Source organism: Actinophytocola sp. (assembly GCF_035712165.1).
Lineage (GTDB): Bacteria > Actinomycetota > Actinomycetes > Mycobacteriales > Pseudonocardiaceae > DASYTH01.
Genome location: NZ_DASTBH010000250.1, coordinates 1 through 13104, shown reverse-complemented (window position 1 = coordinate 13104; position 13104 = coordinate 1). Strand labels below are relative to the sequence as shown.

Here is a 13104-nt window from a genome sequence, read left to right as displayed (position 1 = left end):
GACCGGCGCGGTGACCGGCACAGCGGTCGGCACGGTCCGCGCGGCCTCGGCGAGAACGGCCCCGAAGGAGGGGGTGGTCGACACGTCGGCGCTGTCCGCACCGTCGGCGAGGTTGAGCAGCGCGTCCACGGTGATCGCGGCGGGCGCCTGGGCGGCGACCTCGGCCGCCGGCGCGTCGGTCCCGGGCAGCTCCACGCCGATCTCGAACCACGGCTTGCTGAAGAACCCGGCCAGGCCGCCCTTGCGCACGCGGTCAGCTGACACGATCCGCGCTTTCGGCCCGTGTTCGGCGTGCACCTTCTCGAGCAGGGACTCCAGGCTCGGACCCTCAAGCAGCAACTGCGTAGCCAACGTTCACAACTCCCACGGTCTCGATCCGGTAGGTACCACCGGACAGTTCGGCATACGACAGGACGGTCAGCCGCGGCAACGCCACGTGCAGCATTCGGTACAGCGCCGGCCGGATGCGCGGCGCGCAGGCCAACACCGGGGTCAGGCCCCGCTCCTCGGCCTGGCTGGCCAGTGCGGAGAGCTCGCCGATGAGTGCCTCGGCAGCCTGCGGGTCCAGCACCAGCTGGGTCCCGGTGTCGGACATCCGCAGCCCTTCCAGCAACGCCTGCTCGATCCGCGGATCCAGCGTGATCACCGGCAGCGCGCCGTCGGCCGCCAAGCGGGTGGCGATGGCCGGCCCGAGCTCGGCGCGGGCCGCCTCGACCAGACGGTCGATGTCCGTGCCGCCCTTCGCCGCCGTCGACAGGGCCTCGTAGATTCGCACCAGGTCGCGGATGGACACCCCCTCGTCCAGCAGCCGCTGCAGCACCCGCTGCACCTCGCCGAGGCTGAGCAGGCCGGGCGTCAGCTCCTCCACCACGACCGGATGGGTACGCCGGACCACGTCGGTCAGCGCGCGCACGTCCTCCCGGCCGAGCAGCCGGCTGGCGTAGGTTCGGGCCACCTCGGCCAGGTGGGTGACCACCACCGACGCCCGGTCGATCACGGTCGCCCCGGTCAGCTCCGCCTGGTGCCGCAGTTCGGCGGGCACCCACTTGCCGGCGAGGCCGAACACCGGCTCGGTGCCCGCGCGGCCCGGCAGCGAGTCGATGCCTTCGCCGATGGCCAGCACGGTGCCCGGCGGGGCGAACCCGGTGGCCACGTCCGAGCCGCTGATCCGGATGACGTAGGTGGACAGTGGCAGTTCGAGGTCGTCGCGGGTACGCACCGGCGGCATCACGATGCCCAGCTCGAGGGCGACCTTGCGGCGCAGCGCGCGCACCCGGTCCAGCAGGTCGCCGCCCGCGGCGTCGACCAGGTCCACCAGGTCGGTGGCCAGTGCCAGTTCGAGCGGGTCCACCCGCATCTCGGCCAGCAGCATCTCCGACGCGTCCGGCTGCTTCGCCGCCTCGATCGCCTCGACGCCGCCCTGGGCGGTGTCCGGGGTGGACCGTCCGATGCGCTGACCGACGATCAGCAGCCCGCCGCCGACCAGCATGAACGGCAGCATCGGCAGACCCGGGAGCAGACCGATCAGGATGATCGCCCCGCCGCCGATCTGCAGCGCCTTGCGGCTGCCGCTGAACTGCCGGGCGACCTGCGAACCGATGTCCGAGTCATCGCCCGAGCGGGTCACGATCAGGCCGGTTGCCACGGACAGCAGCAGCGCCGGGATCTGGGAGACCAGACCGTCGCCGACGGTCAGCATGGCGTAGGTGTCGATGGCCTCCAGCGGGGACAGTCCACGCTGGACCATTCCGACCGCGAAGCCGCCGACCAGGTTGATCAGGGTGATGACCACGGCCGCGATCGCGTCGCCCTTGACGAACTTGGACGCTCCGTCCATCGCGCCGTAGAAGTCCGCCTCGGCGGTGACCTCGGCGCGCCGCTTGCGGGCCTCGGACTCGTCGATCAGGCCGGCGTTGAGGTCGGCGTCGATGGCCATCTGCTTGCCGGGCATGGCGTCCAGGGTGAACCGGGCGCCGACCTCGGCGACCCGGCCGGCGCCGTTGGTGATCACGACGAACTGGATCAGGATCAGGATGAAGAACACGACCAGGCCGACCACGAGGGATCCGCCCACCACGAAGTGTCCGAACGCGCCGATCACGGCGCCGGCGTCCCCGTCCAGCAGCACCAGCCGGGTTGCGCTGATGTTCAGTGCCAGCCGGAACAGCGTCGCCAGCAGGAGTATGGACGGGAAGACCGAGAACTCCAGCGGCCGCCGCACATACATGCTGATCAGGACGACCAGCAGGGCCAGCGCGATGTTCATCACGATGAGCAGGTCGAGCACGAAGGTGGGCATCGGCAGGATCATCAGCACGATGATCAAGATGACGCCGGCCGGCACGGCATACTGGCTCAGCCGTTTAGAGCTCACGGTCACTTCCGACGGGTAGCTGGTCGTGGCCGATCCGTGGCCTCGAAGCGCCTTCCTGGCGTGGTCGTACGACCGCAACATCGGCCTGGTCCGGCCGATGTTGAGGATTTCGTAGCGATGGATCTACAGCGGGACGACGAGCGAGAACATCCCGGTGCCGTAGCCGGCCACGCTGACCGAGAGGTCGAGGCGGTTGCCCAACGCCACCACCTGCGCCCGAAGGTCGGTCGGGATGTCGGCGGCGGTCAGGTGCACCTTGTGCAGCTTGACGCGCTTGCCGCCGGACTTGCTGAACAGGCTGGCCAGCACGTTGCAGACCTCGGTCAGGTTGTCGCCGAGCATCGGGCTCAGCTCACCGTCCTCGATCGCGGCCTCGGCCCCGCCGAGCGGGACCAGACCGATCGCGGCGCCGATGTACGCCGCAAGGGGGAGCTCGAACCCGATGACTCCGGCCAGGCTCAGGTTCTCGTGGACGAAGACCGCCACGACCGGGATGGACTCGCCGGCCGGGGGGTCCTCCAGCTGGACGGTGACCTCCCGGCCGAGCAGATCATTCAGGGTGTCCCGCACCTGCTTGGGTGCGGGCAGCTGGTCCGCCATGCCGTCACCCTAGAAGGGATCCGAGCTGCTCGCGAAAGATGTCCGCGGTGAACGGCTTGACGATCAAGAACAAGGCGCCGGCGTCCGTGGCCATCTTGGCCATTTCCTCGGAGCTCTCCGAGGTGATGAAGCCAAAAGGCACCTCGTTCCCGCCGGCCCGCAGCGCCCGGAGCAGTTCGATCCCGGTCATGCCCGGCATGTTCCAGTCCGAAAGCACCAGATCGGGCTTCTCGGCGCCGACGGTCTCGAACGCCGCCGCGCCGTCGGGAGCCTCGATGATCTCGTGGTCGCCAAAGTCGGCCTGGCGGAGCGTGCGGATGACAATCTGGCGCATCACCCGACTGTCATCGGCCACCAGGATCTTCATGGGTTTCCTACCTCTCGGAACTCAGTTGTTGCGGCTGACGAGCAGGGCGACGTTGAAGGGGTTACCCCGCCAGGTGACCATCGTGCGGCACACCTCGGTGGTTCCCGGGAAATGCTGGTGCTGGGTCTTCGCCACGATCGGCAGTGACATTGTGGACGGAGCGGGCAGCATGCTCTTGACATTGCCACCGAGCACGTTGGCCAGTTCACCGAGGGCGTCACCCACCTCGTCCTCGGTCACCTCGTCGGCCGGCATGGCGAACAAGGCGGAAGCGACATCGCGGGACGCGGCCTCGGTGCAGGAGACGACCACGTGCCCATCGTAGGTACCCACGATTCCGACCGACGCCGACAGTTCGGAGCTGTCGTCACTCTGTCCAGAGTGGATGACGAGCTCGTTGCCGCCGTCGAGAAACGCGACCCAGACCTGCTCGGCGATCCCGTCCAGATCGACCGCGGTGGGCAGAACATCAACAGTCATGACAGTACTCCAACCGGGACCAGGCCCAGCAGGGCCAGCTTGTCGAGCATGCCGTCCTTGGTGAACGGCTTGATTACATATTCGTGGGCACCCGACGCGAGCGCCTTGACGATCTGGCTGTGCTCGCTCTCGGTGGTGACCATCACGAGCGTGATGTTCCGCCACTCGGGACGCTTGCGGACTTCGACCACGAACTCGAGGCCGTTCATCTCCGGCATGTTCCAGTCGATCAGAGCCAGCTCGGGAACGGCGTCCGCACCGTCGAGCACCTCCAGCGCCTCGCGGCCGTGGCCGGCCTCGAGAACGTCAAAGCCGAGTTCCTCCAGGAACTTCCGCAGGATCCTGCGCATCGCACGGGAATCATCGATCACAATCCCTAGCATGCTTTCACCTCTTTCACCGGTAGCAGGTCAATGGAAGGCGCACGGTAGATGGCCGTTCGGCCGACGGGCACCCGTTCGAAATTGGACTCGATGCCGACCGTGGTTTCGGCCGCGCCTAGTTGCAACCAACCTCCTGGTCGCAGCACCTTCATAATTCGGGCCAGGACCTGTCGTTTGGTCTCCGGCGCGAAGTAGATGAGCACGTTGCGCAGGAACACCACGTCGAAGGGCTGCATCAGCGGCAGCGGATGCGCCAGGTTGATCTGCTCGGCGGTCACCCGCCGCTTGATCCGGTCGACCACGTGCCAGTCGGAGCCGATCCGCTCGAAGTACTCGACCAGGTCGCCGACCGGCAGCCCACGGTTGATCTCCAGCTGGTTGTAGGTCGCCCGCCGGGTCCGCTCGACCATCTCCACGGAGATGTCGCTGGCCAGGATCTCGTACTCCTGCTCCGGCGGCAGCGCCTTGTCCAGCTGCATGGCGATGCTGTAGGGCTCCTGCCCGCTCGAGCTCGCCGCCGACCAGATCCGGATCGGCCGGTGCAGCTCGTTCTGCAGCAGCGTCGGGATGATCACGTTGGTCAGCGCCGCGAACGGCTCGCGGTCCCGGAACCAGGAGGTCTCGTTGATCGTGAGCGCCTCGATGATCTGCTTGCGCAGCTGGTGCGACCCGTTGTCGCGCACCCTGCCGGCGGCGGTGATGAACTCGCCGACGGTCTCGTACCCGCCCTTGGTGGCCAGCGGTTTGAGCCGCGACTCGACCAGATACTCCTTGCCTGCGGCGAGCACGATGGCGGCTTCTTTGGCCATCAGCTCCGCCACGTAGTTGAAGTGTTGAAAGGTCAGTTCCACGTTGACACCTCCGCTGCCGGCGCGACCCCGCGGCGGGTTACGTGCGCCGTGATGTAGTTCGCCACTTCGCCGATGGGAAGGACGGCCTCGGCAAGACCCGCTTCGGCGACGACGCCCGGCATGCCCCAGACCACCGAGGTCTGCTCGTCCTGGACGATCACCCGAGCACCGCCGGCGACCAGCGCCTCGCTCCCACGCTTGCCGTCCTGGCCCATTCCGGTCAGGACGACGCCGAGGACTCCGCCCCCGTACGTACTGGACGCCGAACGGAACAGCACGTCCGCGGCGGGACGGCAGTGGTTCTCCTTCGGCCCGTCGTGCAGTTTCGTGCGCAGCTGACCCGCCACCCGGGTGACCTCGAGATGCTGGTCGCCCGGGGCGATGTAGACCCGGCCCGGCTGCAGCGGCTCACCGTTCTTGGCCTCGGCCACCCGCAGCTGGCTGCTCGAGTCGATGCGCTTGGCGAGCATGTCGGTGAAGACCGGCGGCATGTGCTGCACGACCAGCACCGGCACCGGGAGCGAGCCCGGCAGGTTGGTGAGCACGGTGCGCAGGGCCTCCGGTCCGCCGGTGGAGGAGGCGATGACCACCGCCCGGATCGGCTCCAGCTGGGCCGGTGCGGCGATGGGACGTTTGGTTGGGGCCGGCTTCGGCGCCAGCACGCGGCGCAGCGGCTTGGCGCACAGGGCGTGAATGCGCGGCAGCAGCTGCTCGCGCACGCTGGTCAGCGACTCGGCGAAGCTGCCGGCGTTGGCCGGCTTGGTGACGTAGTCCGAAGCACCCGCGGCCAGTGCGGCGAGGGTGGCGTCCGCGCCCACGCTGGTCAGCGTGCTGAACATGATCACCGGCAGCTTGGGCCGGGTGCGACGCAGCTGACGAACGGTGCTCACTCCGTCGAGGACCGGCATCTCGACATCGAGCGTGATGAGGTCCGGGTTGAGCCGTTCGATCTTCTCCAGCGCAATCTTGCCGTTGGCAGCCGTGCCCACGACCTGGATACCGGGATCCGAGCTGAGTACATCGGTGACAAGCCGGCGGATCACCGCCGAGTCGTCGACCACCAGTACCGAGATCACGCGGCCTCCCTTGGTGGCGGCGAAGGCGTCTCCTTCGCAACACCAGCAGGATCGGCTGTGGTGACCTCGGTATGAGGAAGTTGAGCTGCGGGTTTAGAAGTCCAGCAGCCAGCCGGGGCCCAGGGCCGTCAGGGTCGGGTCGAGCAGCTCGTGCACCGCGTCGGCGTCGGCCAGGTCGCGCACCAGCACGGCCTGGACGGCGCCGCTGAGCACGTTCCACACGCCGGCGGCCCGGTCGGCCACCGGAACGCCGCCCAGGTCGATCGCCTGCACCAGCCGGAACTGGGCGGCCGCGGCGGCCCGGACCCGGCCGGAGACGTGCACCGCCCAGGTCATCGAGTGCATCGCGGTCGCCCAGTCGCCGCTGCCGGCCCGCATCGTGTCGGCGGCCTCGGCCAGCGCCCGCAGGCCCTCCGGCCGCAGGGTGCGCACGGTGCGCAGCAGCTGGCGCACCGCCTCGTGCTGCGGCCCGAGGTCGGTGGGCCGCTCGGGCAGCAGCCGGCGGGCGGCCAGCCAGCCGGAGGCCAGGGCCCGGCGCTCGCGCGGGGCGAGCAGTTCGCGCAGATATGTGGCGCAGACCGCATCGGTGGCCATGCTCACAACGGCCTCCGGCGCCGGGGTTCCGCCGCCGGCGTCCGGGTCGTCCCGGTCGGGCACCAGCACGTCGGCGCGCACGCATTCGAGCAGGCCGGTCAGCGTGCCGATCGGGGCGTTCTGCAGCACCGCGATGGCGCTGCCGGGGTCGACACCGGCCAGGTCACGGATGGACGGACGCTGGTCGGCCTGGGCGAACGCCCTGCTCCGGGCCACGGTCCGGGTGGCCGACTCGCGCGGCAGCCGCTCGGCCAGGGCCGCCCACTCGGCGGTGCGCACGGGCAGCAGGTCGGCGAGTAGTTCGGCGGTGGCGGCGCCACCGTCCATCCGGGTCAGGTCGAACCCGATGGTCGGCGCGCTGATGAGGCTCTGCACCCACGCAGTATGCGTCAGAAACCCGGCAACGGGTGGCCGTCCATTTCGGTGAGCTTCTGACATGAAGACATGGAAACGGCGCCGCCCTCGTCGAGGGCGGCGCCGTGCCGGGAGTGGTCCGGACAGGACAGTGTCCTGTCAGACCACGAACTTGCTGACCTGCTCACGCAGCTCGGACGAAAGCCGGGCCAGAGCCTTGGAGGCATCGGTGGTGTCACCGACCGCCGCCGTGGTGGTCTCCGAGGCGGTGGCCACCCCGGCGATGTTGTTGGCGATCTCGGAGACCCCGGTCGAGGCCTCGGCCACGCTGCGGTTCATCTCGGTCGTGGTCGCCGCCTGCTCCTCCACCGCCGAGGCGATGGTCAGCTGGAAGTCGTTGATCCGGCTGATGATCTGGCTGATCTCGGAGATCGCGCTGACCGCGTTGGTGGTGTCGGACTGGATCATCTCGACCCGCTTGGAGATGTCCTCGGTGGCCTTGGCGGTCTCCTGAGCCAGGTCCTTGACCTCGTTGGCGACCACGGCGAAGCCCTTGCCGGCGTCGCCGGCCCGGGCCGCCTCGATGGTGGCGTTGAGGGCCAGCAGGTTGGTCTGCTCGGCGATCGAGGTGATCACCTTGACCACGTTGCCGATCTCCAGCGACGACTCGCCGAGCTTGGCGACGGTGCTGTTGGTGGCCTCGGCCACGGTGACGGCCTGGGAAGCCACGGTCGCGGCCTCGTTGGCGTTCTCCGCGATCTCCTTCATCGAGGCGCCCATCTCCTCCGAGCCGGTGGCGACGGTCTCCACGCTGCGGGAGACCTGCTCGGCGGCGGCGGCGACGACACCGGCCTGCTCGCTGGTCTCGCCAGCGCTGGTGGCGACCTTGTTGGCCACCACGGACAGTTCGCCGGCCGAGCTCTCCAGCGACTGCACGCCGCCGGTGATCGCCTTGACCGTGTTGGCCATGCTCTCGGTGGCCTTGTTCAGCGACTTGGCCATGGCGCCGATCTCGTCCTTGGTGCTGGCCTCGACCCGCTTGGTGAGGTCACCCTCGGCCAGCGCGTCCAGCACCTTCGACACCTCCCGCAGCGGGCGGGTCACGCCGCGGACGGCGATCAGGGCGAACGCGGCGGCGAGCAGCATCGCCACGCCGGCCACGATGAACAGGGTCAGCCGGGACGTGTTGTACTCGTCGGCGGCCGCGTCCAGCTGGCCCTGGGTGTGCGCGTTGATGTCGGCGATGGTGGTTTCCAGCGCCTGGTGGATCTGCTCGGCCAGCGGCTTGATCTTGGGCTGCACGCTGGCGGTGTAGGCGATCCGCGGCCGGGGGTCGGGCATCCGGGGGCCGCTGACCACGAGCTCGCGGTATTCCTTCCACGCCTTGGTGATCACGTCGACGTTGGTCCGCTGCACGTCGGTGGTCGCGGCGCCGGCCAGGGTGGCGAGCGCCTCGTCCAGCTGGGCGGTGGTGGCGTCGAACACGGTCGTGTCCGGAACGGCCGGCGCCGGGGACAGACCGAGCGCGGTCGCCTCGATCCGCGCCTGCAGGTAGAGCCGGCGCGCCTCACCGAACTTGGTCAGCGCGTCGACCGAGCTCGTGGCCAGCTCCTGCTGGCCATTGCGCAGGTCACTCATGCTGCCGAGGGCGACACCCGCCACGCCGACCATGCCCAGGCATGCGGCGGCCACTCCGGTGGCCATCTTCACGCCAACCGGGAGGTTGCCGAAGAAGCCGACGGTCTTGCCTTTGGTACGGGTCTTTGCCGGCCTTCCGGCGGTTTTTCCAGACTCGGTCATGGCCAGCCATGCCCTTCCATTACTTGTGCCGCCTTGTCGCGGCCGGTGTCCTATTGGTTCCATCGGCGGGCGCCCGCCCGAGCTGAGCCGGGCGGACGGACCGCCGAGGTCAGGCGGTCTGCTCGGTGCGGACCGCGGCGCGCGCGTCCAGCGCGAGCATCAGCCGGTTCTCCACCGGGAAGGTGGCGGTGATCAGGTCGCGGATCGGGCCGGCCAGAGTGTCCGGCGGCGGCTCGGCCGCCGCGTCGTCCAGCTCGACCACGTCACCGATCCGGTCGACCAGCAGGCTGACCGACTCGTCCTCGAGGCGCACGATCACGTTCATCGCCTCGCCGGCGGTCAGGTCGCGGGGCGGAAGGCCCAGCCGGACCTGCAGGTCCAGCGCGGCGATCACCTGACCCCGCAGGTTGAACAGGCCACCGACGTAGTCCGGGGCCAGCGGCACCGGGGTGTACTCGGAGAAGGAGAGCACCTCCTGCACCCGGTTCACCTCCAGGCCGAACAGCTGGTCGGCAACCTCGAAGGTCGCGTACTGCACCGTTGCCATCTAGCTCACGCCTCCAGCAGGTACGCGGAACGCTCCGCGTGGTTGTCTCGGATGAAGAAGGTCGGGTCGGCGGCCAGAATCGCCTGGCGCACGTCGAGCAGTTCGGTGACCTGGTCCTGGATCACAGTGGACCCGTTCAGGCCGTCGTCGTGCAGCTGGCTGTGCGGCTGGGTGTCCTCGACGATGTCGAGGATCTCGTCCACCGCGAGCGCCACGCTGCGGCCGTTGTCGGTGTAGACGATGGCCGGCACGGTCTCGGTCTCGGTCTCCGACCAGGCGCCCAGCAGCTGGGCAAGGCGCAGCACCGGCAGGATCTCGCCGCGGTACTGCACGACCTCGCGGCTGCCGACCCGCTCGATGCTGGCGACCGGGAACTCCTCGAGCCTGGTCACCATGGACAGCGGGATCGCCACCCGGCGGTCGGCCACCTTGTTGATCAGCAGCCGGTCGCCGTTGCTGTCCAGCTTGATCTGCTCATCGGCCAGGGCCGAGGCATGCGAGCCGGTCCGCTCCAGCGAGCCGAGCTGGGACCTGCGGGCCAGCGCCTGCACGTCCAGGATCAGCGAGACCCGGCCGTCGCCCAGGATCGTCGCGCCGGCGTAGCAGCCGACGTCCTTGAACCGGGCGGCCAGTGGCTTGACCACGACCTCTTCGGTGTTGAGCACCCGGTCGACGACCAGCCCGAACTGGTGGCCGTCGCCCTTGAGCACTGCGACGTAGATCTCCTGGTCGGAACCGCCGGCCTCGCCGCCGAGCGCGTGCGACAGCCGCACCAGCGGCAGCAGCTTGCCACGCAGCCGGTAGACCGGCGCGCCGGAGACGTACTCGACCCGGGAGCTGCCCTGGCCGTCGACGTAGACCAGCTCGTGCACCGCCATCTGCGGCACCGCGTAGCGCTGGGCGCCGCTGTCCACCATCAGCGCCTGCACGATGGCAAGCGTCAACGGGATGGTCAGCCGCCAGGTGGTGCCCTGGCCGGGCACCGAGCGCAGGTCGACCGCGCCACCGATGGCCTCGAGGTTGGTGCGCACCACGTCCATGCCGACCCCGCGGCCGGAGACGTTGCTCACCTTGTTCGCGGTGGAGAACCCGGGCCGGAAGACCAGGCCGAGGATCTCGTCGTCGTCCATGGCGTCGAGCTGGACCTGGGTGACCACGCCGCGCTTGACCGCGGTGGCGCCGACCTTGTCCGGGTGGATGCCGCCGCCGTCGTCGGCGACCTCGACGATCACCTGGCCGTGCTCGTGGTAGGCGCGCAGGGTGAGCGTGCCCTCCCGCGGCTTGCCGGCGGCGACCCGGGCCTCCGGCGCCTCGATGCCGTGGTCGACGGCGTTGCGCACCAGGTGGGTCAGCGGGTCCTTGACGGCCTCGAGCAGGCTGCGGTCGAGCTCCGTGTCCGCGCCCTCCATCTCCAGGCGGACCTCGCGGCCACACGCCATGGACAGGTCGCGGACGACCCGGGGCAGCTTCGACCAGAGGTTCTTGATCGGCTGCATCCGGGTCTTCATGACCCCTTCCTGCAGCTCGCTGGTGATGATGTTGAGCCGCTGGGCGGTGCCGGCGAAGTTCTGCTCGTTGGCCGTCTCGGCCGCCCGCACCATCTGGTTGCGGGTCAGGACCAGCTCACCGACCAGCCGCATCAGCTTGTCGAGCAGGTCGACGTCCACGCGGATGGAGGTGTCGGCGACGCTGCGCCGGCTGCTGGACTCCTCGGCCTGGGCGGCGGGGGCGGCGGGCGCGGTCTCGACGACCTCGTCGCTCTCGGCGGCCTCGGTCTCGGAGTCGGCGTCGGCGTCGGCGTCGGCGTCCTCGGCCACCGCTTCCTCGGCGACCGGAGCGGCCGGCGCGGCGGCGGGGGCCGCCGGCTGGGGCGCGTCGGTGGCGGCCGAGGCACCGGCGATGCACGCGTTGACCGCGTCGATCACCGTCTGGGTCTCCAGGTCGCCCTCGGTGCCGTCCTGCTCGATGTGGCTCAGCAGCGCACGGACCTTGTCGATCATCTGCAGCAGCACGTCGGTGCTGTGCCGGTCCAGGGTCTGCGTGCCGTCGCGCAACCGGGCGAGCAGCGACTCACCGGCGTGGGTGAGGTGCTCGAGCCGGTTGAAGGCCAGGAAACCGCTGGTGCCCTTGATCGTGTGGATCGTCCGGAAGATGCTGGCGAGCTTGTCCCGAGCAGTCGGGTTCTTCTCCAGCGCGACCAGGTCACGGTCCAGCTGATCCAGGTTCTCGTAGCTTTCCACGAGGAACTCTTGGACCACGTCGTCGATTTCGTCCACCGCTAGCCTCCACGTTCCGATTGCCCTCTCAATCGGCGGCTCGGGCGTGGAGTTGAGGAGTTGGGATCAGGTGAAGACGACCACCGAGCGCAGCACGTCGCCGTGGTGCATCTTCCCGAACGCGGCCTCGACGTCACCGAGGCCGATCTCCTCGGAGACGAACCCGTCCAGGTTGAGCCGGCCCTGCAGGTACAGATCGACCAGCATCGGGAAATCCCGAGACGGCAGGCAGTCGCCGTACCAGGAGGACTTCAGTGCCCCGCCCCGGCTGAACAGGTCGATCAGCGGCATCTCCAGCGTCATGTCCGGCGTCGGCACCCCCACCAGGACCACGGTGCCGGCCAGGTCGCGCGCGTAGAAGGCCTGCTTCCAGGTCTCCGGCCGGCCCACCGCGTCGATCACGATGTCGGCGCCGAAGCCGTCGGTGAGTTCCTGGATCGCCGCCACCGGGTCACCCTCGGCGGCGTTGACCGTGTGGGTGGCGCCGAAGTCCTTCGCCCAGCCCAGCTTCCGCGGGTCGACGTCCACCGCGATGATCTTCGCCGCGCCGGCCAGCCGGGCGCCGAGCACCGCGCCGTCGCCGACCCCGCCACAGCCGATCACCGCGACCGTGTCGCCCCGGCCGGCGCCGCCGGTGTTGATCGCCGCGCCGATCCCGGCCATCACCCCGCAGCCCAGCAGGCCCACCGTCGCGGCCCGGGCCGCCGGGTCGATCTTGGTGCACTGTCCCGCGTGGACCAGGGTCTTCTCGGCGAACGCGCCGATGCCCAGAGCCGGACTGAGCGGGGTGCCGTCCTCCAGCGTCATCGGCTGCGCGGCGTTGTGGGTGTCGAAGCAGTACCACGGCCGGCCCCGGCGGCAGGCCCGACAGCGGCCGCAGACCGCCCGCCAGTTCAGCACCACGAAGTCGCCGGGGGCCACGTCGGTCACGTCGGCGCCGACCTTCTCCACCACGCCGGCCGCCTCGTGGCCGAGCAGGAACGGGAAGTCGTCGTTGATGCCGCCCTCGCGGTAGTGCAGGTCGGTGTGGCACACCCCGCAGGCCTGCACCTTGACCAGCGCCTCACCCGGCCCCGGATCGGGAACCAGCACGGTGGCGAGCTCCACCGGAGCACCCTTGCCCTTGGCGATCACACCCGTAACCGTGTTTCCCATGCGCTCACCTTAATGGGGCCGCCGCACCTGCAGCAGATATTCCTTGCGGCAGAGCGGGTTGTGGTCGGTACGCGGCCGGCTCGGCGCCGGTCCGCGGACCGGCCGGTAGTGGTCGAAGCCGCTGTCCAGCTCGCCCTCGCCGCGGGTCAGCCCGGGCAGCGCGCGCTGCAGGTCGTGCACCCGCCCGGCCGGGATCTCACCCTCGATCAGGCAGGACGTGCCGCGCCGCACCGACGTGTGGGCCACC

13 protein-coding genes and 1 pseudogene are annotated in these 13104 nt (G+C 69.6%); all 14 read right to left on the bottom strand.

Features of this window, described 5'->3' with window-relative positions:
• The coding region (locus VFO68_RS14340; RefSeq protein ID WP_325158759.1) for a hypothetical protein at positions 1-339 on the bottom strand (339 nt) is incomplete at its 3' end.
• Positions 329-2374: a flagellar biosynthesis protein FlhA gene (flhA, locus tag VFO68_RS14335; protein ID WP_325158758.1), complete on the bottom strand. Its 2046-nt coding sequence runs from the start codon at positions 2372-2374 to the stop codon at positions 329-331. The genes flhA and VFO68_RS14340, both read right to left, overlap by 11 nt.
• 123 nt (positions 2375-2497) lie before the next feature.
• The gene (locus tag VFO68_RS14330) at positions 2498-2974 is read right to left on the bottom strand and encodes a hypothetical protein (protein ID WP_325158757.1); all 477 of its coding nucleotides are present in this window, start codon (positions 2972-2974) and stop codon (positions 2498-2500) included.
• Between the two features lie 4 nt (positions 2975-2978).
• Positions 2979-3341: a response regulator gene (locus tag VFO68_RS14325; RefSeq protein WP_325158756.1), complete on the bottom strand. Its 363-nt coding sequence runs from the start codon at positions 3339-3341 to the stop codon at positions 2979-2981.
• A 21-nt stretch (positions 3342-3362) separates the two neighbouring features.
• Positions 3363-3821 carry a chemotaxis protein CheX gene (locus tag VFO68_RS14320; RefSeq protein ID WP_325158755.1) on the bottom strand — a complete coding sequence of 153 codons (459 nt, stop codon included), beginning with the start codon at positions 3819-3821 and terminating at the stop codon, positions 3363-3365.
• A complete protein-coding gene (locus VFO68_RS14315) occupies positions 3818-4192 on the bottom strand; it encodes a response regulator (RefSeq protein ID WP_325158754.1) in 375 nt (124 codons plus the stop codon). The genes VFO68_RS14320 and VFO68_RS14315 overlap by 4 nt, the downstream gene beginning before the upstream one ends.
• A 5-nt stretch (positions 4193-4197) precedes the next feature.
• Positions 4198-5055, bottom strand: a complete 858-nt coding sequence (locus VFO68_RS14310; RefSeq protein WP_325158753.1) for a protein-glutamate O-methyltransferase CheR — start codon at positions 5053-5055, stop codon at positions 4198-4200.
• The gene (locus tag VFO68_RS14305; RefSeq protein WP_325158752.1) at positions 5046-6131 is read right to left on the bottom strand and encodes a chemotaxis response regulator protein-glutamate methylesterase; all 1086 of its coding nucleotides are present in this window, start codon (positions 6129-6131) and stop codon (positions 5046-5048) included. The genes VFO68_RS14310 and VFO68_RS14305 overlap by 10 nt, the downstream gene beginning before the upstream one ends.
• A 93-nt stretch (positions 6132-6224) precedes the next feature.
• Positions 6225-7100, bottom strand: coding sequence for a hypothetical protein (locus VFO68_RS14300; protein ID WP_325158751.1), 876 nt, complete (start codon positions 7098-7100; stop codon positions 6225-6227).
• Between the two features lie 138 nt (positions 7101-7238).
• The gene (locus tag VFO68_RS14295) at positions 7239-8783 is read right to left on the bottom strand and encodes a methyl-accepting chemotaxis protein (protein WP_325158760.1); all 1545 of its coding nucleotides are present in this window, start codon (positions 8781-8783) and stop codon (positions 7239-7241) included.
• 205 nt (positions 8784-8988) lie between these two features.
• Positions 8989-9426: a chemotaxis protein CheW gene (locus tag VFO68_RS14290; RefSeq protein WP_325158750.1), complete on the bottom strand. Its 438-nt coding sequence runs from the start codon at positions 9424-9426 to the stop codon at positions 8989-8991.
• Positions 9427-9431: 5 nt separating this feature from the next.
• Positions 9432-11702, bottom strand: a complete 2271-nt coding sequence (locus VFO68_RS14285; protein WP_325158749.1) for a chemotaxis protein CheW — start codon at positions 11700-11702, stop codon at positions 9432-9434.
• A 66-nt stretch (positions 11703-11768) separates the two neighbouring features.
• On the bottom strand, positions 11769-12857 hold the full coding sequence (locus VFO68_RS14280; protein ID WP_325158748.1) for an S-(hydroxymethyl)mycothiol dehydrogenase: 1089 nt from the start codon (positions 12855-12857) through the stop codon (positions 11769-11771).
• 9 nt (positions 12858-12866) lie between these two features.
• Positions 12867-13104: pseudogene (locus VFO68_RS14275) on the bottom strand (GTP-binding protein); the annotation flags it as partial.

Excerpts from the sequence above, each read along its gene's own strand:
- VFO68_RS14330 (WP_325158757.1), bottom strand. The coding sequence starts at position 2,974 with ATGGCGGACCAGCTGCCCGCACCCAAGCAGGTGCGGGACACCCTGAAT.
- VFO68_RS14325 (WP_325158756.1), bottom strand. The coding sequence starts at position 3,341 with ATGAAGATCCTGGTGGCCGATGACAGTCGGGTGATGCGCCAGATTGTC.
- VFO68_RS14320 (WP_325158755.1), bottom strand. The coding sequence starts at position 3,821 with ATGACTGTTGATGTTCTGCCCACCGCGGTCGATCTGGACGGGATCGCC.
- VFO68_RS14295 (WP_325158760.1), bottom strand. The coding sequence starts at position 8,783 with ATGGCCACCGGAGTGGCCGCCGCATGCCTGGGCATGGTCGGCGTGGCG.
- VFO68_RS14290 (WP_325158750.1), bottom strand. The coding sequence starts at position 9,426 with ATGGCAACGGTGCAGTACGCGACCTTCGAGGTTGCCGACCAGCTGTTC.
- VFO68_RS14280 (WP_325158748.1), bottom strand. The coding sequence starts at position 12,857 with ATGGGAAACACGGTTACGGGTGTGATCGCCAAGGGCAAGGGTGCTCCG.